Source organism: Paractinoplanes aksuensis (assembly GCF_024137025.1).
GTDB classification, from domain to species: domain Bacteria; phylum Actinomycetota; class Actinomycetes; order Mycobacteriales; family Micromonosporaceae; genus Actinoplanes; species Actinoplanes aksuensis.
Genome location: NZ_JAMYJR010000005.1, coordinates 1 through 19,515, shown reverse-complemented (window position 1 = coordinate 19,515; position 19,515 = coordinate 1). Strand labels below are relative to the sequence as shown.

At 70.8% G+C, this 19,515-nt stretch carries 24 protein-coding genes and 1 pseudogene; 18 read left to right on the top strand and 7 right to left on the bottom strand.

Annotation, left to right across the window (positions count from 1 at the left end; translation table 11 throughout):
* Window positions 1–4: 4 nt before the first annotated feature.
* Entirely contained in the window at window positions 5–394 is a 390-nt protein-coding gene (locus M1L60_RS07465) for a hypothetical protein (protein WP_253236569.1), read from the bottom strand.
* 94 nt (window positions 395–488) lie between these two features.
* Between M1L60_RS07465 and M1L60_RS07460 the strand changes: the two are divergent.
* A pseudogene (locus tag M1L60_RS07460) lies at window positions 489–1,255 on the top strand (SAM-dependent methyltransferase).
* Window positions 1,256–1,416: 161 nt separating this feature from the next.
* On the opposite strand, the gene M1L60_RS07455 reads toward M1L60_RS07460, so the two are convergent.
* The 3 genes from M1L60_RS07455 to M1L60_RS07445 are packed head-to-tail and all read right to left on the bottom strand — an operon-like array spanning window position 1,417 to window position 2,423.
* Window positions 1,417–1,971: a P-loop NTPase family protein gene (locus tag M1L60_RS07455; RefSeq protein WP_253236568.1), complete on the bottom strand. Its 555-nt coding sequence runs from the start codon at window positions 1,969–1,971 to the stop codon at window positions 1,417–1,419.
* Window positions 1,972–2,026: 55 nt separating this feature from the next.
* On the bottom strand, window positions 2,027–2,206 hold the full coding sequence (locus tag M1L60_RS07450; protein ID WP_253236567.1) for a VOC family protein: 180 nt from the start codon (window positions 2,204–2,206) through the stop codon (window positions 2,027–2,029).
* A gap of 4 nt (window positions 2,207–2,210) precedes the next feature.
* Entirely contained in the window at window positions 2,211–2,423 is a 213-nt protein-coding gene (locus M1L60_RS07445) for a VOC family protein (RefSeq protein WP_253236566.1), read from the bottom strand.
* A gap of 116 nt (window positions 2,424–2,539) precedes the next feature.
* Between M1L60_RS07445 and M1L60_RS07440 the strand changes: the two genes are divergently transcribed.
* The gene (locus tag M1L60_RS07440) at window positions 2,540–3,550 is read left to right on the top strand and encodes a hypothetical protein (RefSeq protein ID WP_253236565.1); all 1,011 of its coding nucleotides are present in this window, start codon (window positions 2,540–2,542) and stop codon (window positions 3,548–3,550) included.
* Between the two features lie 63 nt (window positions 3,551–3,613).
* Here M1L60_RS07440 and M1L60_RS07435 read toward each other — a convergent pair whose 3' ends face one another.
* Window positions 3,614–4,885 (bottom strand): NHL repeat-containing protein, encoded by a 1,272-nt coding sequence (locus M1L60_RS07435; protein WP_253236564.1) that lies wholly within the window; start codon window positions 4,883–4,885, stop codon window positions 3,614–3,616.
* A gap of 666 nt (window positions 4,886–5,551) precedes the next feature.
* On the opposite strand from M1L60_RS07435, the gene M1L60_RS07430 reads away from it, so the two are divergent.
* The 4 genes from M1L60_RS07430 to M1L60_RS07415 all read left to right on the top strand — a co-directional run bounded on the left by M1L60_RS07430 (window position 5,552) and on the right by M1L60_RS07415 (window position 8,923).
* Window positions 5,552–6,124 carry a substrate-binding domain-containing protein gene (locus M1L60_RS07430; protein ID WP_253236563.1) on the top strand — a complete coding sequence of 191 codons (573 nt, stop codon included), beginning with the start codon at window positions 5,552–5,554 and terminating at the stop codon, window positions 6,122–6,124.
* Window positions 6,125–6,137: 13 nt separating this feature from the next.
* The gene (locus M1L60_RS07425; RefSeq protein WP_253236593.1) at window positions 6,138–6,671 is read left to right on the top strand and encodes a GNAT family N-acetyltransferase; all 534 of its coding nucleotides are present in this window, start codon (window positions 6,138–6,140) and stop codon (window positions 6,669–6,671) included.
* Window positions 6,672–6,737: 66 nt separating this feature from the next.
* Window positions 6,738–7,352, top strand: coding sequence for a TetR/AcrR family transcriptional regulator (locus M1L60_RS07420; protein WP_253236562.1), 615 nt, complete (start codon window positions 6,738–6,740; stop codon window positions 7,350–7,352).
* The gene (locus M1L60_RS07415) at window positions 7,349–8,923 is read left to right on the top strand and encodes an MDR family MFS transporter (protein ID WP_253236561.1); all 1,575 of its coding nucleotides are present in this window, start codon (window positions 7,349–7,351) and stop codon (window positions 8,921–8,923) included. The genes M1L60_RS07420 and M1L60_RS07415 overlap by 4 nt, the downstream gene beginning before the upstream one ends.
* 10 nt (window positions 8,924–8,933) lie before the next feature.
* Here M1L60_RS07415 and M1L60_RS07410 read toward each other — a convergent pair whose 3' ends face one another.
* The gene (locus tag M1L60_RS07410; RefSeq protein ID WP_253236560.1) at window positions 8,934–9,335 is read right to left on the bottom strand and encodes an HIT family protein; all 402 of its coding nucleotides are present in this window, start codon (window positions 9,333–9,335) and stop codon (window positions 8,934–8,936) included.
* 63 nt (window positions 9,336–9,398) lie between these two features.
* Between M1L60_RS07410 and M1L60_RS07405 the strand changes: the two genes are divergently transcribed.
* Window positions 9,399–10,835, top strand: a complete 1,437-nt coding sequence (locus tag M1L60_RS07405; protein ID WP_253236559.1) for a nitroreductase family protein — start codon at window positions 9,399–9,401, stop codon at window positions 10,833–10,835.
* Here the strand turns inward: M1L60_RS07405 and M1L60_RS07400 are convergent.
* Window positions 10,813–11,253, bottom strand: coding sequence for a diguanylate cyclase domain-containing protein (locus tag M1L60_RS07400; protein WP_253236558.1), 441 nt, complete (start codon window positions 11,251–11,253; stop codon window positions 10,813–10,815). The genes M1L60_RS07405 and M1L60_RS07400 overlap by 23 nt on opposite strands.
* Before the next feature lie 53 nt (window positions 11,254–11,306).
* On the opposite strand from M1L60_RS07400, the gene M1L60_RS07395 reads away from it, so the two are divergent.
* From M1L60_RS07395 to M1L60_RS07350, 11 genes are all read left to right on the top strand, one after another.
* Window positions 11,307–11,753, top strand: a complete 447-nt coding sequence (locus M1L60_RS07395) for a hypothetical protein (RefSeq protein WP_253236557.1) — start codon at window positions 11,307–11,309, stop codon at window positions 11,751–11,753.
* Window positions 11,754–11,817: 64 nt separating this feature from the next.
* Entirely contained in the window at window positions 11,818–12,255 is a 438-nt protein-coding gene (locus tag M1L60_RS48230; RefSeq protein WP_369077214.1) for a PIG-L deacetylase family protein, read from the top strand.
* Window positions 12,252–13,037: an isocitrate lyase/PEP mutase family protein gene (locus M1L60_RS07390; protein ID WP_253236556.1), complete on the top strand. Its 786-nt coding sequence runs from the start codon at window positions 12,252–12,254 to the stop codon at window positions 13,035–13,037. The genes M1L60_RS48230 and M1L60_RS07390 overlap by 4 nt, the downstream gene beginning before the upstream one ends.
* Window positions 13,034–13,765 carry a 3-keto-5-aminohexanoate cleavage protein gene (locus M1L60_RS07385; RefSeq protein ID WP_253236555.1) on the top strand — a complete coding sequence of 244 codons (732 nt, stop codon included), beginning with the start codon at window positions 13,034–13,036 and terminating at the stop codon, window positions 13,763–13,765. The genes M1L60_RS07390 and M1L60_RS07385 overlap by 4 nt, the downstream gene beginning before the upstream one ends.
* Complete coding sequence (locus tag M1L60_RS07380) at window positions 13,759–14,235, top strand: GNAT family N-acetyltransferase (RefSeq protein ID WP_253236554.1); 477 nt, start codon at window positions 13,759–13,761, stop codon at window positions 14,233–14,235. The genes M1L60_RS07385 and M1L60_RS07380 overlap by 7 nt, the downstream gene beginning before the upstream one ends.
* Window positions 14,236–14,290: 55 nt before the next feature.
* Window positions 14,291–14,629 (top strand): helix-turn-helix domain-containing protein, encoded by a 339-nt coding sequence (locus M1L60_RS07375; protein ID WP_253236553.1) that lies wholly within the window; start codon window positions 14,291–14,293, stop codon window positions 14,627–14,629.
* Between the two features lie 111 nt (window positions 14,630–14,740).
* A complete protein-coding gene (locus M1L60_RS07370; protein ID WP_253236552.1) occupies window positions 14,741–14,971 on the top strand; it encodes a hypothetical protein in 231 nt (76 codons plus the stop codon).
* A gap of 72 nt (window positions 14,972–15,043) precedes the next feature.
* Window positions 15,044–15,916: a class I SAM-dependent methyltransferase gene (locus M1L60_RS07365; RefSeq protein WP_253236551.1), complete on the top strand. Its 873-nt coding sequence runs from the start codon at window positions 15,044–15,046 to the stop codon at window positions 15,914–15,916.
* Between the two features lie 132 nt (window positions 15,917–16,048).
* Complete coding sequence (locus M1L60_RS07360; protein WP_253236550.1) at window positions 16,049–16,939, top strand: hypothetical protein; 891 nt, start codon at window positions 16,049–16,051, stop codon at window positions 16,937–16,939.
* Window positions 16,936–18,120, top strand: a complete 1,185-nt coding sequence (locus M1L60_RS07355) for a serine hydrolase domain-containing protein (protein WP_253236549.1) — start codon at window positions 16,936–16,938, stop codon at window positions 18,118–18,120. Before M1L60_RS07360 ends, M1L60_RS07355 begins: the two co-directional genes overlap by 4 nt.
* Before the next feature lie 149 nt (window positions 18,121–18,269).
* Complete coding sequence (locus M1L60_RS07350) at window positions 18,270–19,385, top strand: alpha/beta fold hydrolase (RefSeq protein WP_253236548.1); 1,116 nt, start codon at window positions 18,270–18,272, stop codon at window positions 19,383–19,385.
* Window positions 19,386–19,515 lie beyond the last annotated feature (130 nt).

Here is a 19,515-nt window from a genome sequence, read left to right as displayed (position 1 = left end):
GTGGTCAATCCACCGGCTTGAGCCACGCGCGGGACCGAGGTAGTGCCAACAGGACGGTGATCGCGCCGCCGGTCACCGCTCCGACCACGCTCCCGGCCGAGACGGAGTGGTCGTAGCTCCACTCGGCCGGCGCGAGGAGCACCTGAGACCCGGCCAGGATCATGGCGAGGTAGGCGATCCGCCGGGACTGCCGCAGGATCTTGATGATGAACGAGGCACCGACCGCGGCACAGATGATCAGCGACCCGATCACCCATTCGGCCCCGCTGACCTTGTCGTTGCCCCCGTCCAGGACCAACCGGACGAACAGCAGCACGCAGCCGACACCGATGAGCACACACGCCACCACGACGGAGTACGGCGGTCGAGAACGCCACGAGTACATCTCGCTCATCGGCGCGACCCTAGCCGAACTTCGCGCGGCCAGTGTACCAGCAGGCGACCTCACGACCGTCCTGATCGGACCTGTTGTCGGTTAGGCTGTCGGCGTGACCGGTGACGAACCGTCTGTTCCGCACACTGCACGGATCTGGAACTACCTGCTCGGCGGCACGGACAACTTCGCTGTCGATCGGGTGGTCGGCGACCGGGTCCTGGTCGGCCAGCCCGCTCTGGCCGAGAACGCCCGGCTCAGCCGCGCCTACCTCACCCGGGTGGTGCGGTGGCTGGCCGGTGAGGCCGGTATCCGGCAGTTCCTCGACCTCGGCGCGGGCCTGCCCACCGCTGACAACACGCACGAGGTCGCGCAGTCCGTGGCGCCGGAGAGCCGCATCGTCTACGTCGACAACGACCCGCTGGTCGTGTCGCAGGGTCGCGCGCTGCTGACCAGCCATCCGCGGGGCGAAACGGTCTACCTCGACGCCAGCCTCGAGAACATGGCTCATGTCCTGCGGGAGGCCGGGCGTACGCTCGACTTCGAACAGCCTGTGGCTGTGCTGTTCATGGGCGTTCTCGGCCACATCAAGGACGACGCGGTGGCCCAGAACCTTACACGTACGGCCATGGCGGCGGTTCCCTCCGGCAGCTACCTGGCCATCTGCGACAGCACCGACACCACCCCCGAGGTGGCCGAGGCCGCCGCATCTGGAACGAGTCCGCAGCCCTCCCCTACTACCTGCGCGGCCCGGACCGCTTGGCGAGCCTCTTCGACGGCTTGGAACTGGTCGACCCCGGCCTGGTCCCGGTGACCCGCTGGCACCCGGACGACGACCGTCCCGACATCGACCAGTACGGCGCCGTCGGCCGAAAACCCTAGGGCGTATCTGGCGGATCACGTGGGAGCGAGGCGAGGTCCAGGTCGTGGCTGGCGTCGGCCGCAGAGCGGCCCAATACAAGACCGGTATTGGACCGCCCTGCGGACGCCGTCAGGCGCGGGCTGGGCCACGCCGCAGCCCCGCGTGATCCGCCAGATACGCCCTAACCCCGGGGCTCAAGGCGTAGTCGTCGCATGAAGGCCTCGGTCTCGTCCGGCCGGTGTAAACGGTGGACGGTCAAGGCATGGCGCGCCGGTTCAGCGATGCGGGCCGCAATCTCCTGGCGGCGACGGCGGTGCGCCGACCAGGCGCGGCGAACGGGATGGTCCGCACGGAGCCACTGCGCCGGCGTGTCGCGGTAGCCGTGCCAGAGCCGCTCACGGGTGACCATGCGGCGCAACGACCGGGTGGCGGCGCGCCAGAGAACGACAGGTTGGGAGTAGTCAAGCCACAGCACGGTGTCGGCGCGCGACCACAAGAGCTCCCGCAGACGCACGCGAACGGGATCCACCGGCGGCGGCCCACCCGAGTCGAAGATCCAACGGTCTCCGGCGGTGATCTCTTCGATGGCGGCCGGAAAGGTCGTCGCCATTACGAGACCCGGACCGTAGTAGAGATCATCGAGCGAATGCCACGGAGCACCGGTCGCCACCGACAGACGTCGAGCCAGACTCGTCTTACCGGCGCCGGCCAACCCGGTGATCAGAACCCGATTCATACCGGGACTTCACCATCGCTCGCACCGGCCCGCGACCGGTTTATACAGATGGATGTCAGCGCTCTTCGGCTGCTGCGTTGCCGTGAGTGATCCGTAGGTAGTAGCCGTCGGGGTCGTCGAGCCGGAAGTCATGCAGGCCCCACGGCCGCAGCCTCAACTCGTCGCTGACCGTCGCGTGCCGGCGGCAGTGTTCATGAAGTGCACGCAGCTCATCCAAACTGTCCAGCTCCAGCACGATCTCAACGCCGACGCCCTTGTCGCCGCTGAGCCGTTGCCTGGAGAAGCCCGGGCCGTCCGTCCGCTCGGGTAATTTTCGCCGTGGGACCGAGGCCGAGCACGACGATGCCTCGGCGCAAGCTCACGTAACGCTCGGCCCGTCGGCTCACCTGGAATCCGAGCACCTCGCGGTAGAAGCTGACGCTGACATCCAGGTCCTCGACGAACAGTTCCATCCGAAGCCGCATCCGTCGATCATTCACGACGCGGCCGAAACGCGGGGAGCACGATCACGCGGGGTTGAATGTCGTCGATACAGTCACCCTTCGTTCCATTACGGGGGAAGGCAACTATGAGAAGACTGTCGTTAGTTGTAGCGAGCGTTCTCGCGACCGCGCTGGTCGCGGCAGGCACGCCCGGCATCGCGCAGGCGGCCGGGGTCGGCCAGATCCTCATCGGCAACAACCATCTCAATCCGGGTGTCGTCGATGTCAGCATCGACAGCGAGGAGCCGGTGGCTTCGATCCACATCGACTTCGTCAACCGGGAGAACGGCCAGGTGGGCGGGTCGGTGGACGCCTTCGACCACACCGGGGAGGCGCCGTTCCCGACGCGCCAGCTCTACACGACGTCCAGCCCGGTGGTCATGGCGCCGGGCGACTACGACGCCGAAGTGGCGGTCACCGACGTGGACGGCGAGGTCACCCGGCACTCCGACTTCTTCCGCTACTTTGTGGTAGCTGAGGTCCACGCCCTCGAGGTCACGCCGCCGACGATCGACTACGACCACCGGGACATCACGGTCACCGGCAAGGTGCTCGGGCGCCAGCCGGGCACCGGTGAGCTGCGGCCGATCCCCGGCGCCACCGTCCAGGCCTGGGTCCACATGTCGTCCGACGACCCGATCGTGACCGGGCCGGACGGCGCGTTCGAGGCGCACTTCACGATGGCCGGCACCATCAACACCATGGAATTCTCGTACGGCGAAGGCGCGCCCTACACGCGCGCGGCCCCGTACGTGAACGGGTCGGTGACAGTGACCAAGCAGCCGACCAGGGCCACCATCCGGCCGGACAAGCGGCGCGTCCGCGCGGGTGAGACCATCACGCTCACCGGCAAGGTCGAGCGGCGCTCGGCCACCGGCTGGGTGCCGGCCCCGACCAACTCGGACCTGTACATCCTGGCCGACTGCGACGACACCGGCTGCCTCGGCACCCACTACCCGGTCCTGGCCCCCGACGGCACCTTCCGCGTCGAAGCCACGGCCCAGCGCACCGGCTACTTCCTGCTCCACAACACCGGCCTCGCCGACTTCTTCGAGGGCAGCACCGCCCAGACCCCGGTGGTGACGGTCCGGCCCTGACGCATGGGCGCTCCGAGGCGGCGGCCTGGCGGGGTCGCTGCCCCGGAGCGGGCTCGGTGGGTGTTACGGGCGGTAGCGGACCAGGGCGAAGGCGTCGCCGCCCGGGACGCTGCCGCTGCCGCCGATCAGGAGGCGGCCGTTGGGCTGGATCTTCAGGACTGTGCCGCGGTCGGTGCCGCCGAGGTCGGTGGTGACGACGCCGCCGGTGCCGAAGGATGGGTCGAGGGAGCCGTTGGCGCGGTACTGGGCGACCACGATGTTGCCGTCGGCCGAGCCGGTGGTGACGATGCGCCCGTTCGGGCGGAGCACGGGGGACGTGGTGGGGCCGGACACGTACGTGAAGGCGTTGCGGCCCAAGGACCGGTCGGGCTTGCCGTCTGGCAGGTAGCGCAGCAGGCCGTCGCGGCGGACGTCGTCCTGCTGGGTCCAGACGGTCTGCAGGATGCGACCGTCGCGGCCGATGGCCAGGCCGGACGAGCCGTCGATGCCCTGCGGGCCGGTCAGGTCGCGGATCACCCGGCCGCTGGAGCCGAACGACGTGTCCAGGCGGCCGCGTGGGGTGAAGCGGGCCAGCAGCACGTCGGCCGTGGGTTCGGGCAGCGTGCTCCAGTAGCTGCTGGCGCCGGCCACGACGATGTCGCCGTCGGGGGCCACGGCCACCGTGGTGACCGACTCGAACTCGTTCGGGCCGAGGTCGGTGCGGACCACGCCGCCGGCGCCGAACGTGGGGTCGGGGGTGCCGTCGGGTCGCAGCCGCAGCAGGACGGGCGGGTCGCTGCCGTCGTTGGTGGCCGCGCTCAGGCCCAGCACGATCTTGCCGTCGGGCTGCTGGGTCAGGCCGGCGGGCCGGGTGCCGTAGACGGCGTCGCCCAGCGCCGGGAAGAGCCGCCCGTCGGTGCCGAACGAGGTGTCGATGCTGCCGTCGGACAGGTAGCGGACCAGCGCCAGTGCCGAGAATCCGGCCCGCGACACCGTGCCGGCGACCAGGATGCGCCCGCCGGCCTGCAGCGTCATCGCGGCCGGGTCGTCCCAGAACGAGTCGGGGTCGACGTCGGTGACCACGACGCCGGCCGTGCCGAACGACTCGTCGAGCGCGCCGTCGGCCCGGCGCCGCTCGATCAGGAAGTAGCCCTCGTTGCCGTTGCCGACCGCGATGATCTTGCCGTCGGGCTGCAGGGCGAGGTCGCGGACGTAGTCACCGCCGCCGTACTCGGCCGTGACCCAGCCGCCCGAGCCGAACGACGGGTCGAGCACCGGACCACGGACGGCGGCGCCGGCCGGCGCGGCCAGCGCCCCGGCGATCAGCACTCCGGTCAGCAAACCCCGCACGAGCATGGCGACCACCTCCCGTCCCCGTCGTCCACGGTGGACCACGCGGTGTCGCGTCGTCAGTCTCACCCGCTGACCGAGCCCCGCGCCCGCCCGTCCCCACGATCCGCCAACAAAGTCATTGCCTCCATTCCGCCGGCCGGGGGGGGGGGGGGGGACGCCCCGTCGTGGAAGATGATGACGCGGGGCTCACCAGTGGGGTCGGCTTCGAGGGCTTCGCCCGGTTCGGGGCGGCCGGTGGCGCGGACATCGCCGGTCCGTGGGTCGACGATGCGGTAGGTGGACGGGGTGCCCGTGTCCTGCATCATCGGGAGCCAGCCGCCGGCTTCCTGGTAGACGATGGCCAGTCGGCCGGGGACGCTCAAACCGCGTGGGCCGATGAAGGTCTCCCAGTCCGGGCGCATGTCAGGCGGGGTCGATGCCGCCGTAGCCGACCCCGCCGATCGGTGTACGGCACGTGGTCGATCGCCCACGGCCTCAACGAGGCGGCCCACGACGCCGGTTACGCGCTGTTCACCAGCTGGGTCGACTACCGACCGGCCGACGCCGACGCGCCCGGCGAGGTCCACAAGGCGCTCGACCGGTTCCTCTCGGCCCGGGTCGACGGCATCCTCATCTCGTCCCCGCATCCCGGCATCGAGGACGTCCTGCACCGGGTCTGGGAGACGGTGCGTGGTCATCCTCTCCGGTCACGCCTGGCCCAACGCCGACTCGGCGACGGTCGACTCCTACGAGGCGGCACTCCTGGCCACGCGGCAGCTGATCGAGCTGGGCCACCGGCGGACCCTGCACATCGCGGGCCCCGAGCGGATCAACGAGACCGTGGACCGGGAGAACGGCTACCACGACGCCCTGGCCGAGGTGGCCGCCGCGCCGCTGCCGATAGTGCGCGGCGACTGGTCGGCCGAGTCCGGCTTCCGGGCCGGCGCCGTCGTCGACCCCGGCGACTTCACGGCCGTCTTCAGCGGCAACGACCAGATGGCCCCGGGCTTCATGAACGCCCTGCGGGGCCGGGGCCTCGTCGCGCCGGCCGACTACTCGATCGTCGGCATCGACGACATGCCGGACGCCCGCCACTTCGCCCCGCCCCTGTCGACAGTCTGGATGGACTTCGTGGAGCTGGGCCGGGCCGGCTTCGGGATGCTGGCCGAACGCATCACCACCGGCGAACGGTTGGCCCGGCCGGTGATCCACCCCCGCCTCGTCCCGCGCGAATCGAGTACCAGGATCAGGCCGGACCTGTAATCGTTCCGGAGTGATGATTCGACGCGAGCTTCCCGACGATGCCGAAGCGATCCGGGCGGTCACGGCCGCCGCGTTCCGCGGCATCGAGCACAGCGCCCCACCGGTGGAGCCGGGTGGAGACCCGGGCGAGGCGACCCTGGTCTCGTGGTTGCGCGCCGACGGCGGCTGGATTCCGCAGCTGTCGCTGGTCGCGGTCGAGGACAACCGCGTGATCGGCCACGTGCTCGCGACCCGGGCCCATGTCGACGGCCGGCCGGCGCTGGGCCTCGGGCCCGTGAGCGTCGACCCCCAGCGGCAGCGAGCGGGCGTCGGCACCGCCCTGATGCACGCCGTTCTGGGCGCGGCGGACGCGCTCGGCGAGTCCCTGATCGCGCTCGTGGGCGAACCCGCCTTCTACGGTCGTTTCGGCTTCGCCCCCGCCTCGCCGCTGGGTATAACCGCGCCGGACCCTTCCTGGGGCGACTACTTCCAGGTCCGAACCCTCACCCAGTACGACGGCCGGACCGGCCGCTTCACCTACGCCGCCCCCTTCGACCGCCTGTCGTGACGTATGACACGATCTTGCAGTGTCTAAAACTTTGCATGCACTGCAAGAAATCCGTACGGTCGGTGCATGCTCCCTGAGACGGCTCCGCCGGGCCGCCGTGATCGTAAGAAGCAGCAGACCAAAGATGCTTTGATCGCGGCGGCCCTGCGCCTCGTGGACGACCGGGGCCTCGACCATGTGACCGTCGAGGACATCGCGGCCGCGGCCGACGTGTCGCCCCGGACGTTCTTCAACTACTTCGCGACCAAGGACGAGGCGATCGTCGGCGACCAGTTCGTCGACAACCACGACGTCCTGGAACGCCTGCGGGCCGTGCCGGCGGACGTGCCGGCCGTTCCCGCCGTGCTGCAGGCGATCACGCCCGACCTGGAGGCTATCGAGGCCGACGGCGAGCTCTGGCTGGTGCGGTGCCGGGTCATGGCGAACAACCCGGCGCTGGTCACCGGGCTGATCAGCCGGTCCGCCCAGCACGAGCAGGACCTGGCGGACGCGATCGCGGCCCGGTCCGGCACCGACGCCGCCCTCGCCGCCGCGGTGACCGGGGCCGCCGTGCGCGTCTCCTTGATGCGCTGGGCCGCCTCGGACGGGCGGGCCCGCCTCACCGAGCTCGTCCGCGACGCGTTCGACCTGCTCGCGCACGGACTTTCCGACCCCCGCCCCACCAGCAAGGACCACCGATGAGCGCAGACACCTCCAACCTCACCGAGACCGACCAGCCGGCCGGGCGGATGACACCGCGCCAGGTCATCCAGGCGCTGTCCGGCCTGATGATGGGCCTGTTCGTCAGCATCCTGGCCGGCACGGTCGTCTCCAACGCGCTGCCGCGCATCATCGCCGACCTCAACGGCACCCAGTCGATCTACACCTGGATCGTCACCGCCGAACTGCTGGCCATGACGGCGACCGTGCCGCTGTGGGGCAAGATGGCCGACCTCTACAACAAGAAGCTGCTCATCCAGCTCTCCCTGGGCCTGTTCGTGGCCGGCTCACTGATCGCCGGCCTGACCCCCAATGTCGAGGTGCTCATCGTCAGCCGCGTCATCCAGGGCGTCGGCGCGGGCGGCATGACCGCGCTGGCCACGATCGTGATGGCCGCGATGATCCCGCCGCGCGAGATGGGCCGCTACGCCGGCATCTTCGGCGCCGTGTTCGGTGTCGCCACGGTCGCCGGCCCGCTCATCGGCGGCGTGCTCGTGGACACCTCGTGGCTGGGCTGGCGCTGGTGCTTCTTCATCGGCGTGCCGTTCTCGCTGGCCGCCATCTTCCTGCTGCAGCGGACGCTGAGCCTGCCGACCGTACGCAAGAAGGTCGAGATCGACTGGCTGGGCGCCTTCCTCATCACCGCGGGCGTCAGCGACCTGCTGATCTGGTCGACGCTGGCCGGCAACCGCTTCGACTGGGCGTCGTGGCAGACCGCGGCCTTCGTCGTCGGCGGCCTGGTGCTGCTCGCCCTGGCCGTGCTGGTGGAGTCGAAGGCGAAAGAGCCGATCATCCCGCTGGGCATCTTCCGCAACCGCACGGTCACCCTGACCACCGTGGCCAGCACCCTGGTCGGCGTGGCCATGTTCGGCGGCACGGTCTTCCTGAGCCAGTACTTCCAGATCGCGCTGGGCAAGTCCCCGACCGTGGCCGGCCTGATGAGCCTGCCGCTGATCTTCGGCCTGCTCGTCTCGTCGACGGTGGCCGGCGCGCTCATCACCAAGACCGGCAAGTGGAAGATCTACCTGGTCGCCGGCGGCATCTTCATGACCGCGGGCATGCTGCTGCTGAGCACCATCGGCGCCGACACCGACATCGTCGTCCTGTCGGCCTGGATGCTGGTCCTCGGCGTCGGCGTCGGCATGCTCATGCAGAACCTGGTGCTGGCCGCCCAGAACGACGTGCCGGCGGCCGAACTGGGCGCGGCCACCTCGACCTTGACGTTCTTCCGCAGCATGGGCGGCACCATCGGCGTCAGCGCCCTGGGCGCGGTGCTCGCGTCCAAGGTGACCACGCTGTTCGCCGAGAAACTGCCCGGCGCCGGAACGGCCGGCGGCGGCACCCACGAGGTACCCGACGTCTCCGCCCTGCCCGAGCCGGTCCGCGCCATCGTGGCCGACATCTACGGCCAGGCGACCGCGGAGCTGTTCCTGATCGGCGCGCCGATCGCCGCCCTCGCCCTGCTCGCGGTGCTCTTCATCAAGGAAAAGCCCCTGCACACCGTCAGCGGCGACGAACGCGCCGCCCGCGAGGCCGCGGGCCTGACGCACTGACGCGCTCGGCTCACTCCTCCTCGAGGGCGGCCAGAATGCGCTTCTGGTCGTCGTCGAGGCGGGCGGGTGGGACGTCCGGGTCGACGCGGGCGAAGTCGAAGTCGGCCATTTCCCAGGCCGGGAACACGTGTACGTGGGCGTGGGGGACCTCGAAGCCGGCGATCACCAGGCCCACGCGCGGGGACTCGTAGGCTTTCTTGAGCGCGGCGCCGATGCGGTGGCTCACCGTCATCACGTGGGTGAGCAGGTCGGGCGGCAGCTGGGTCCAGTCGTCGATCTCGTCGCGCGGGACCACGAGCGTGTGGCCGGCCGTCAGCGGAGCGATCGTGAGGAACGCGGCCACACGGTCGTCCGTCCAGACCATGCGTCCGGGAATGTCGCCGTTGATGATCTGGGTGAAGATGGTGGCCATCGTCTGCCTTTCCGGTCGGGTTCGGGACCCACCCTAAGACGTGCGGACTGGCAGAGTGTGGATGTGGACCTCGAATCCGGCGCCGGCCTGCTGCACGTGCTCACTTCGTACTCGCCTGACCGCGAGTGGGACGTTCCCGCGGACGATCCCCGGGTCCGGCACGATCTGACGCCCAACGACCGGGCGACGCTGCCGCCGATGGTGAAGGATTATCCGGCGGGGCTTCCCGTTCTTGCCCTGCCGCGGGAACTCCCGGATCCGGGGGTGCCGGCGGCGGCCGTACTGTCGGGAAAGGTCTTCCCGGCCCAGCCGCTGGACGCGGCCCAGCTGGGGCGGGTGCTCTTCCTCGGCGCGGGGGTCGTGCGCACTTCGGAGCGTAACGGGCGGCGGGCGTTCTTCCGTGCGTCCGGGTCGGCCGGGGCGCGGTTCCCGCTCGAGGTGTACGCCGTGACGCGCGGGGTCGCGGGGGTCGAGGACGGCGTTCACTGGTACGACCCGGTGGCGCACGCGCTCGTGCGGGTCGGACCGGCCGCGCGGGGTGAGGCGACCACCCTCGTGGTGACCGGTGTGCCGTGGCGCACCGGGTGGCGGTACGCCGAGCGCGGCTTCCGCCACCTGTACTGGGACGGCGGCACCTTGCTGTCCCAGTTGGAGGCGGCAGCTGCTTCGGCCGGGTGGGATCCGCGTCTGCGCACCGATTTTCCCGACCAGGCCGTCCGGGATCTGGTCGGGGCCGACGGCGTGCACGAGTTCCCCTTGGCGTTGCTGACGTTCGGGGCGGGCGCTCCGGCTGTCGAGGCCTCGGGCCCCGCGGCGCCGGGCGAGTTGCCGCCGGTCGAGTTTCCGCTGGTGACTGCCGCTCAGCGGGCCGGTGACGGCACCGTGCTGGGCGAGCCGTGGCCGATCGGGGACGAGGTGGCCGCGCCCGGGTCGGGCGAAACGCTGGATGCCGTGGTTCGCCGGCGGGGCTCGCAGCGGCGCATGGACCGGGCGAGGTCGCTGCCGCGGGAGGCGCTGGACTGGCCGATGGCGGTCGCGCTGCGCGGCATCGACGTGCCGCACTGGGTGGCCGTGCACGGCGTCGACGGGGTCGAGCCGGGCATCTACCGCTGGCCCGACCTGGCGAATCCGGTCGTCGTCGGCGAGCTGCGCTCGGAGCTGGAACGGGTCTCGCTCGGCCAGTCCTTGTCGGCCGAGGCGGCGTACGTAGTGATCGGCGCCGTCCCCGGCGGAGAGCTCGACGATCGGGGTTACCGGACAGCGCAACTCGCGGCCGGGCTCGTCGAGGGGCGTCTGCACCTGGCCGCGTACGCGGTGGGGGCGAGCGCCACCGGCATGACGTTCCTGGATTCCGAGGTGCCGGCGCTGTTGCACGAACCCGGAGACCTGGTGACGCTGCTGTTCACGTGCGTGGGCGTGCCGGAGTATCAGTCGCGGGCCGGTGGCGGGCCGGGCACGCCGGTGGACGTGCGCACGGTCATGCCGCGGATGGTGGACTGACTTCCTGCCAGACGGCCCAGCGGGTCTGCGGGCCGACCTGCTGAGCGCGGCGCATGGCCTGCCGGGCCCGGTCGACGAGCTCGCCGGCGGTCAGCTCGCCCGGGGCCGAGACGGCGACGCCGATGGCCGCCGCGAGCGGGACGAGCCGGCCGTTCACGATGATCGGGCTCAGCGCCGCGGCGATGTTGCCGGCCACGTCGTACGCCTGGTCGGGGAACGCGAGATGGCTGAGCAGCACGGCGAACTCGTCGTCGGCCAGCCGCCCCACCCGGCCCGACGGCGGGACGCAGCCGCGAAGGATCCGCGGGAACTGGGCGGGCACAGGCTGCACGACGTCGATGACGACCACGGCCGTGTGGTGGCCGGTGGCCAGCGCTCGCGTCGCGGCCCGACGAAAGCGCCGGCTCCGGATGTTCATGGCCCGCAAGATCGGGCGCGGCGGCCCCGACTTGAGGAGTCGGGCCGAAGGGCGTGACCGGCGCCTTCGGGCGGCTCTATCCGCTGCGCCTGGTCGATCTCGCGCCCGGGCTCGATCCGGTGCTGTGGTTCACCGGGCTGGGTGTGATCATGTGCCTGGGCGGCGTGCTGGCGTTGCGCCTGGTCCAGGGCCGCGTCAGTGAGCCCGGTACGGTCCGGCGCGGCTACCAGGTCGCCTGTCTGGTCGCCGCCGCCGGTGTCGTCGGGTTGGCGGCCGCGCCCGGCGCTGTCGGCGGCAGCGTGGCCGTGCTGGTGGCGGCGGGGGCGCTGCCGCTGACCCGCAGCTTCGCCACGATCCGGGTCAACCGCAAGGCCACCCCAGCCGTACGGTCCATTCGCTGCTGGCCCAGGCCGACTATGCGGGCACCATCGTCTGTGGCCTGGCGATCGCCGCGGTCGCCGACGTCGGCCCGGCTCTGGCCGGCTGCGCCGTCCTGCTGATCGTGGCCGCCTGGGTAAGCGGACGGCAAGAAGGCAGCAAGCGACGTCACTGACGCTGACAGGCATGGTTGAGATACATGAGTTAGGGACGATCCTGGGCATCTGGGCCCACCCGGACGACGAGGCCTATCTGTCCGGCGGGATCATGACGATGGCGGCCGGGCGGGGGCAGCGGGTGGTGTGCGTGACCGCTACCTGTTCCGAGCCGCGGCGGTCCGGGGAGCTCGACCGCTGCCTGGCGATTCTGGGCGTGGGCGAGCACCACTGGCTCGACTACGCCGACGGTGGCTGCGCGGACGTGCCGGTGGCCGAGGCCGTCGGCAAGCTGGCCGCGCTGACTCGACCCCGAAACCACCGATCGCAAAGTACGGGCCCTGGCCGCGCAGCGGAGTCAGACGGCCGCGCTGATCGGGATGATGGGGCGGCAGCGGTACGCCGAGTGGGTCGGGGACGAGGCGTTCGTCGAGCGGGTGGCGGGGGCGCGTTAAATAGTTGTTCATGAACGCCTTTCGAGAGCTGCTCGCCGCCGACCGGGTGACCCACGTGCCGGGGGTTCACGATCCGCTGAGCGCGACGCTCGCCGTGCACGCGGGGCATCGGGCGGTGTACCTCTCGAAGAACGCGGTGGCCGCCGTGACGATGGGGCGGCCGGACGTCGAGTTCGTGCCGGCCACCCAGATCGCCGACCGGGCGGCCACACTGGGGCCGGTGCTCGGCGGGGTGCCGCTGATGGCTGACGCGGGGGCCGGGTTCGAATCGCCACGGGACGCGGCGTGGACGGCTCTGGCCTACCAGCGGGCCGGGATCACGGCGGTGGTGCTGAGCGATCACGACGGCGGGCACGTCCGGGCGATGGCCCGGCAGGCGCCGGACGTGGCGGTGGTCGCGCGGACCACGGCGTACGGGAAGGGTGGGCTCGAAGCGACGGTCGAGCGCTGCCGGGCCTACGCGGAAGGGGGCGCGGACGCGGTGTTGCCGGCCGGGATTCGTACGCCGGAGGAACTTTTTCGCCTGAAGGCCGCGCTCCCCGGGGTGCCGTTGGTGTTGTCGCGCAGCGAAGCCGGACCCGCCGCACCGGCCCTGGCCGATGACGAGCTCGCGGTCCTGGGCGTACGCCTGATCCTGCACCCGCTGGCGGCGTTGCTGGCCGCGGTCCGGGCTGCGTCGCAGGCCTACCGCGCGATCGCCGAGGACGGCACGGCCGACGAGGTCGACCGCATGCCGTGGGCGGCCTTCACCGCGCTGGCCGCGAGCGAACCCCGGAGCACGAGTCTAGGCTCATGAGCGTGCTGCAGGTGACGCCGAACGGCCCGTACGGCAAGGATGTGCACCCGGCCATGCCGGTGTCGCTCGACGAGGTGGTCGACGAGGTGCGCGAGTGCTTCGCCGCCGGCGCCACCGGTGTCCACCTGCACGTACGCGACGAGTCGGGGGCCGAGACGCTCGACCCGGTGGTGGTGAACGAGACGTGCCGCCGGATCCGCGAGGTGGCCGACGGCCCGGTCGAGGTCGGCCTCACCACCGGCGCCTGGATCGTGCCCGAACTGGCCGACCGGATCGCGATGATCCGCGAGTGGGAGGGCGTCGACGTGGCCACCGTGAACCTGTCCGAGGACGGGTTCGCCGAGGTCATGCGGGCCATGCTCGACGTCGGCATCGGCATCGACGTGGGCCTGTGGTCACCGGCCGAGCTGCCCGCGCTGCTGGCCTCGGGCCTGCTGCCGCACGCGGCCCGGGTCAGCATCGAACTCGACAACGGCGAACCCTACTTCCTCGAGGGCCCGCCCGAGGCCGTGGCCCAGCGGGTCAACGACCTGCTCGACGAGGCCGGCTCGACCTGCCCCCGCCTGACCCACGGCATGAACGACTGGACGTGGCCCCTGGTCCGCGACGCCTTCCGCCGCGGCCACGACACCCGCGTCGGCTTCGAGGACTCGATCCTCCTACCCGACGGCACCACAGCCACCTCGAACGCCGACCTCGTCCGAGCCGCGGTCGAGCTTCGGTGCTGACCCTGCAGAGGCTGACCGAGGAGCACGGGCCGGCGGTGTTGCGGTTCGAGATCGAGAACCGGGCCTATTTCGCCCGCTCGGTGCGGGATCGCGGCGACGATTACTTCGTGCACTTCGCGGAACGGCACGCCGCGCTCCTGGCGGAGTCCGACTGCTGTTTCCACGTGCTGATCGACGATGACGGTCGCGTGGCCGGGCGGTTCAACCTGGTCGACGTGGCCGAGGGCGCGGCCGAGCTGGGGTTCCGGACGGCCGAGGCGGTCGCGGGCCGTGGGCTGGCCAAAGAGGGCGTACGGCGGGTGATCGCCCTGGCCCGGGCCGAGTACCGCCTCGACCGGCTCACCGCGGACGCCGAGGTGCGCAACGGGGCCTCCCGGGCCGTCCTGCGGGCCACGGGGTTCGTCGAGACCGGCCCGGTCGAACGCGGCGGGCAACCCTGCGTCCGGCACGTCCTCGAGCTGTCGCGCTGACGTGTCGGCCCCCACAATGGACGCCATCGCGGCACATTCGGGGGAAGGAATCGCGATGGACGCATTTGTGGTCGAACTGCGGCGGCTGCGCAACGAGGCGGGGCTCACGCTGCGGGAACTCAGTTTGAAGGTGCATGTCAGCGACTCGTCGCTGTCCCGCTACTTCACCGGGCAGGCGTTGCCGCCGTGGGAAGTGGTGGCGACGCTGGCCGACCTCGGCGGTGGGGATCACGTCGAGTTGCGGCGGCTCTGGGAGGGTGCGCGGCGGACCCGCCGGCAGTCGCGGTGGCCGGTCGTGACCGAGAAACCCGAGCGGCGGTACGGGCCGGTGGTGGGCGTCTGCGCGCTGGTGGCGGCGTCGGGGGCGGTCGGGTGGGCGCTCGGGCGGCGCTGACGTCCCGGGATGTTCCCGGCTGGTGTTGCCGCTGGTCCGCGTGCCGGGCCGGCGGCAGGCTGGGTCTGCGTCCCGGTCGGGCGCACTTCGACGGAGAACGGGGGCACCACCATGAACCGATTCGTACGCCGTGGCCTGATCACGCTGGGGGCCGGGGCCGCCATGTTCGGCGCGGTGCTGTTCAGCACCGGGGTGAGCGGCGGGGCCGTCGCCGGCAAGGGCGTGACGGTGGTGGCCGGCACGAACTGGGACCGCGCGCCCGGGACGGACTGGGCCGGGCCGACGTGGGCCGGACCGACGTGGGCCGGGCCGACTGCGAACTGGGTGGGCTCGGCCTACTGAGCCTGATCACGTTTGCATTGCCTCCGGTGGATGTCTCACCCATCGAGACATGTCGTGCCCTACGGTGATCCGATGGGTTCGGACGAGTGGACGCGGTGGCTGCTGACCCGCCGCGACGGCGGCAACGCCGCGCTGCGGGCGGAACACGCCACCGCGCTGGAGGTCTTTCGCGAAGAAGTGCTCGACCGGGCGGCGCTCGCGCCCACCGACACGGTGCTCGATGTCGGCGCGGGCACCGGCCTGATCGCGTTCGGCGCCCTCGACCGGCTCGGCCCGGACGGGCACGTCATCTTCAGCGACGTCTCCGAGGCGGGACTCGAGGAATGCCGTAAACGAGCCGGTGACGACAAGCGGTGCAGTTTCCTGCATGCCCCGGCCGAGGATCTGTCGGCCGTGCCGGACAATTCTGTTGACGTTGTGACGACCCGCTCGGTGCTCATTTACTGCGAGCACAAGGCGCAGGCGTTCCGCGAATTCTTCCGCGTGCTGCGGCCGGGCGGCCGGCTCTCCATTTTCGAGCCGATCAACCGTTTTCTGCTCGAGCACCGGCCGGACAGCCTGTTCGGGCTGCGCGATCCCGAGGTGGCCGATCTGCTGGCCAAAGTGGTCGCCGTTTATCGCGACGGCGCGCGGCGGGGCGAGAACCCGATGACCGATTTCGACGAACGGGATCTGCTGCGCTGGGCGGCCGAGGCCGGGTTCGACGGCGTCGAGGTCGACTACCGGGCACAGCTCGACGTGCCGGCCGAGCCGATCGGCGGCTGGGAAGCGCGCAAGAACGTCTCCCCCAACCCGCTGGCGCCGACCTACGGCGAGGCGATGCGGGCGGCGCTGTCCGACGAGGAGTGTCAGCGTCTCGACACGCGGATGACGGAACTTGCACAGTCAGGTACCCCTACGCGGCGTACTCTCGCCACCGCGTATCTGCGCGCTCTGCGCCCCTGACCAGCAGGGAAAATACACACAGCGCGACGCCGCAATCACGGAACGTACGTGCTTAATGCCCGAAGTCTTAGCCTGCGAGTACTACGCACGTGCGCACTTGAAGGTCCGAGGATTCCGACAACAATCACCTGCATGACGTACGGCAAGAAGGATCTGCCCTACCCGTACTGCGCGGACTTCTCGGGGATCGTGACCCGCGTCAAGGGAGTGCGCGAGTCGACCCGGGCCGCCCTGGTCAACTCGCTCAAGGTGGCGTCGTACCTGAAGGCCGGCGCCAACCTCATCGAGCGCAACCTCGGCGCCCAGCGGCCCGCCACCGCCACCGGCGACGGCCGCAAGCAGTACTGGTCGGGCCTGAGCTTCCTGACCGAGCGGGCGCTCTCGGCCGAGGTGGAAGAGCTGGAGCTGCCGTTCCTGCGGCAGAAAGGCGCCGGTCCCTACCGGTCGACCTGGGCCAGCCACGACGACTACCTCAACGACCTGCTCGCGTTCATGCTGCACGCGATCAACTACGACCCGCAGTACGGGGCCGATGTCGAGACGCGCGGCGACTGGCTGGCCACCGACGAGAGCTTCGTCGACGCGGTCGACCGGTCCAGCTACCACGAGCTGATGGCGCTGTGCCGCATGCCGCTGTTCAAGCTGCAACTGATCATGGTGGCGACGGCCCACCGCAACGACGGCATCCGCAACTCGATCGCCAACAACTACGCGGGCGCCCTCGAGCCGTGGATGAAGATCTACGAGGAGACGATCGCCGCGCGCGGCTACCGGCTGCGCCCCGGCATCACGATCCAGGAGTTCAGCAACCTGCTGGCCGCGGTCACGGAGGGTCTGGCCGTCCGGCACCTGGGCGATCCGAGTGTGGACATCGCCGACCACGGACCGACCGAGAACCTGGTCGGCAAGGGTGTGCTCGGCCTGATGGCCGCCTACCTCGAGCCCATCGATGAACCATCCGGCCTGACGCTGCGTGAACTGTTCAACCGGTCGGCCAAGAACAATAACGGGGGACCAACATGACGAGTACCACGGAGCGGCCCGCCGGCAGCCGGGAGCCCTCCTGGTGGGACAAGCAGGGCGATCTGATCATGCGCCGGCCGTTCAACGAGTGGACCTTCACCCACATGAACTGGCTGATGCCGACGGAACGCGTCGCCGGCGGGGGAACCGCGATCCCCCTGCCCGTCGACAACCAGCCGCTTCCCCTGACCTACCGGTTCGACGGCCACGACCACACCCTGGCCGACCTGCACCGCCACACCCACACCACCGCGTTCGTAGTGCTGCACCGCGGCACGATCGTGCACGAGACCTACCCCGGCGCCTTTACCGGCCCGCGCTCCCGCATGCAGCTGTTCTCGCTGTCCAAGTCGGTCACGTCGATCCTGATCGGCATCGCCCTGCACGACGGGGCGATCGGCAGCGAGAAGGATCGGATCACCGACTACCGCCCCGACTTCCTCGGTACGGCCTACGAGGAGAACACGATCGCCGAACTGCTCGACATGACGACCGGCGTCGGCGACCTGGAGACCTGGGAGGTGTCCGACAGCGGGATCAAACGCTTCGAGCAGACGATCATGGGAGGGGGCGACATCGCCGACGTGGTCCGCGCGGCAACGCGGACCGCGCCGGCTGGTGAGCGCTTCAACTACTCCACCTTCGACACCCAGATCTTGGGCTGGGTGCTCGAGGCGGCCACCGGTCAGACCCTTGCGGCGTACGCTTCGGAACGGCTCTGGCAGAAGCTGGGCTGCGAACGCGACGCGTACTACTGGCTCACCCGCGGCCGCCCGCGCACCGCGATCGGTGGCGGCTCGCTCAACGCCACCGCCCGTGACGTGGCCCGCGTCGGCCTGCTGATGGCCGGCGACGGCGTGTTCAACGGCGAGCGGATCGCCCCCAGCGAGTGGGTGCGCCGCAGCCGCGGCGACGACCGCCCGCATCTCGCCGTGGGCGCGCTCGGCCCCAGCGGGTACGCCCATTACGGGTACGGCAACCAGTGGTGGACCCTCGGCCCGTCGGCGTACCACGCCTTCACCGGCCTGGGCGTGCACGGACAATATCTCTTCGTCGATCCGACGGCCGAGGTCGTCATCGTGAAATGCAGCGCGTGGCCCACGCAGGACGACGAGCGCCGTGACGCCGAAACCGTCGCCGCCCTCCGCCGCGTGGCCGACCATTTCGCCACGGCGCGCTAGCTCCCCCTGAATTAGACCGGTCTTCCGGACCTGGCCCCTCGCGGCCAGGTCCGGCCGGTTTCTGACCCCCTCGCACGGTGTCTCGCGCCGCCCACCCGGGTGGCGCGAGCGATTCTGCCTGCGTTTTTCACCCTCGAAAGGAACCATCGGTGAACCCTGCCCTGAGAAGGAACTTTCTCGCGTCCGTTCTGGCCGTTCTGCTGGCCATTTCGGCGGTATTCCTGCCCGTCAAGCCGGCCCGGGCCGCCGTATTGGCGGGAGTCGTACTGACCAGCGCCACGGCCACCCTTCCGGCCGAATTGGCGCCGCTCGCGAACGGTAAGCGCATTTCGTATGTGTCGTCCAACGTGAGCGGTCTGCCGATCACCGCCACCGGGCTGATTCTGACGCCGAAGACGAACAAGAAGAACCGTACGGTCGTGTGGGGGCACGGGACGACCGGGCTGGCCGACCAATGTGCGCCGTCGGCCAGTCAGGCCGTGTTCTGGCCCGAGGCGCGGGCCGCGATCGCCGTGCTGCTGCAGCGGGGCTGGACGGTCGCCGCGCCCGACTACCCGGGGCTGGGCACGCCGCAGGCCCACCCGTACCTGGTCGGGGCCAGCGCCGGGCGCTCGATGATCGACAGCGTCAAGGCCGCCCGCAACCTGGACAGCGCGCTGAGCCCGCAGTACGTGATCGACGGGCACTCGCAGGGTGGGCAGGGCGCGCTGTTCGCCAACGAGCTCGCGCCCTCGTACGACGGCGCGCTGACGCTGCGCGGGGTCTCGGCGATCGCCCCGGTCTCGAACGCCGACCTGTTCGCGCCGCTGATCCCGGGCACGCCGGCCCAGGGCTACCTGGTGATGGCGCTGTACGGGCTGCAGGCGGTCGACCCCACGGTCAACCCGAACACGCTGCTCGCGGCGCCGGCCCGGCAGCGCACCGGGGTGCTCCAGAGCGGCTGCCTGAACGAGATCCTGGCCGCGTACGAGTCGCTGACTGCCTCGGAGCTGCTGGTCGGCGGGGCGCTGCCGCAGTCGGTGATCACGAAGCTGTCCAAGTACGCCAACCCGGCCCAGAAGGCGCCGAGCGCGCCGATCCTGCTGATCCAGGGCACGGCCGACGAGGCGGTCCCGTACGTGATCACCGCCGGGCCGCTGCTGACCCAGCTCAGCGCGTACAACCAACCGGTCCAGTTCGTCGAGCTCGACGGCGCGACCCACGACGGCGCAGTCTTCCAGAGCACGACGCTCGTCGCCGACTGGATCACGGGCCGCTTCAGCTGACCGCCACCACCCGGTTCCAGGCGCTCGGCCCCGCCGCCTCACCTGACCGGCAGCACCCGGTTCCAGGCGCTCGGCCCCGCCGCCTCACCTGACCGGCAGCACCCGGTTCCAGGCGCTCGGCCCCGCCGCC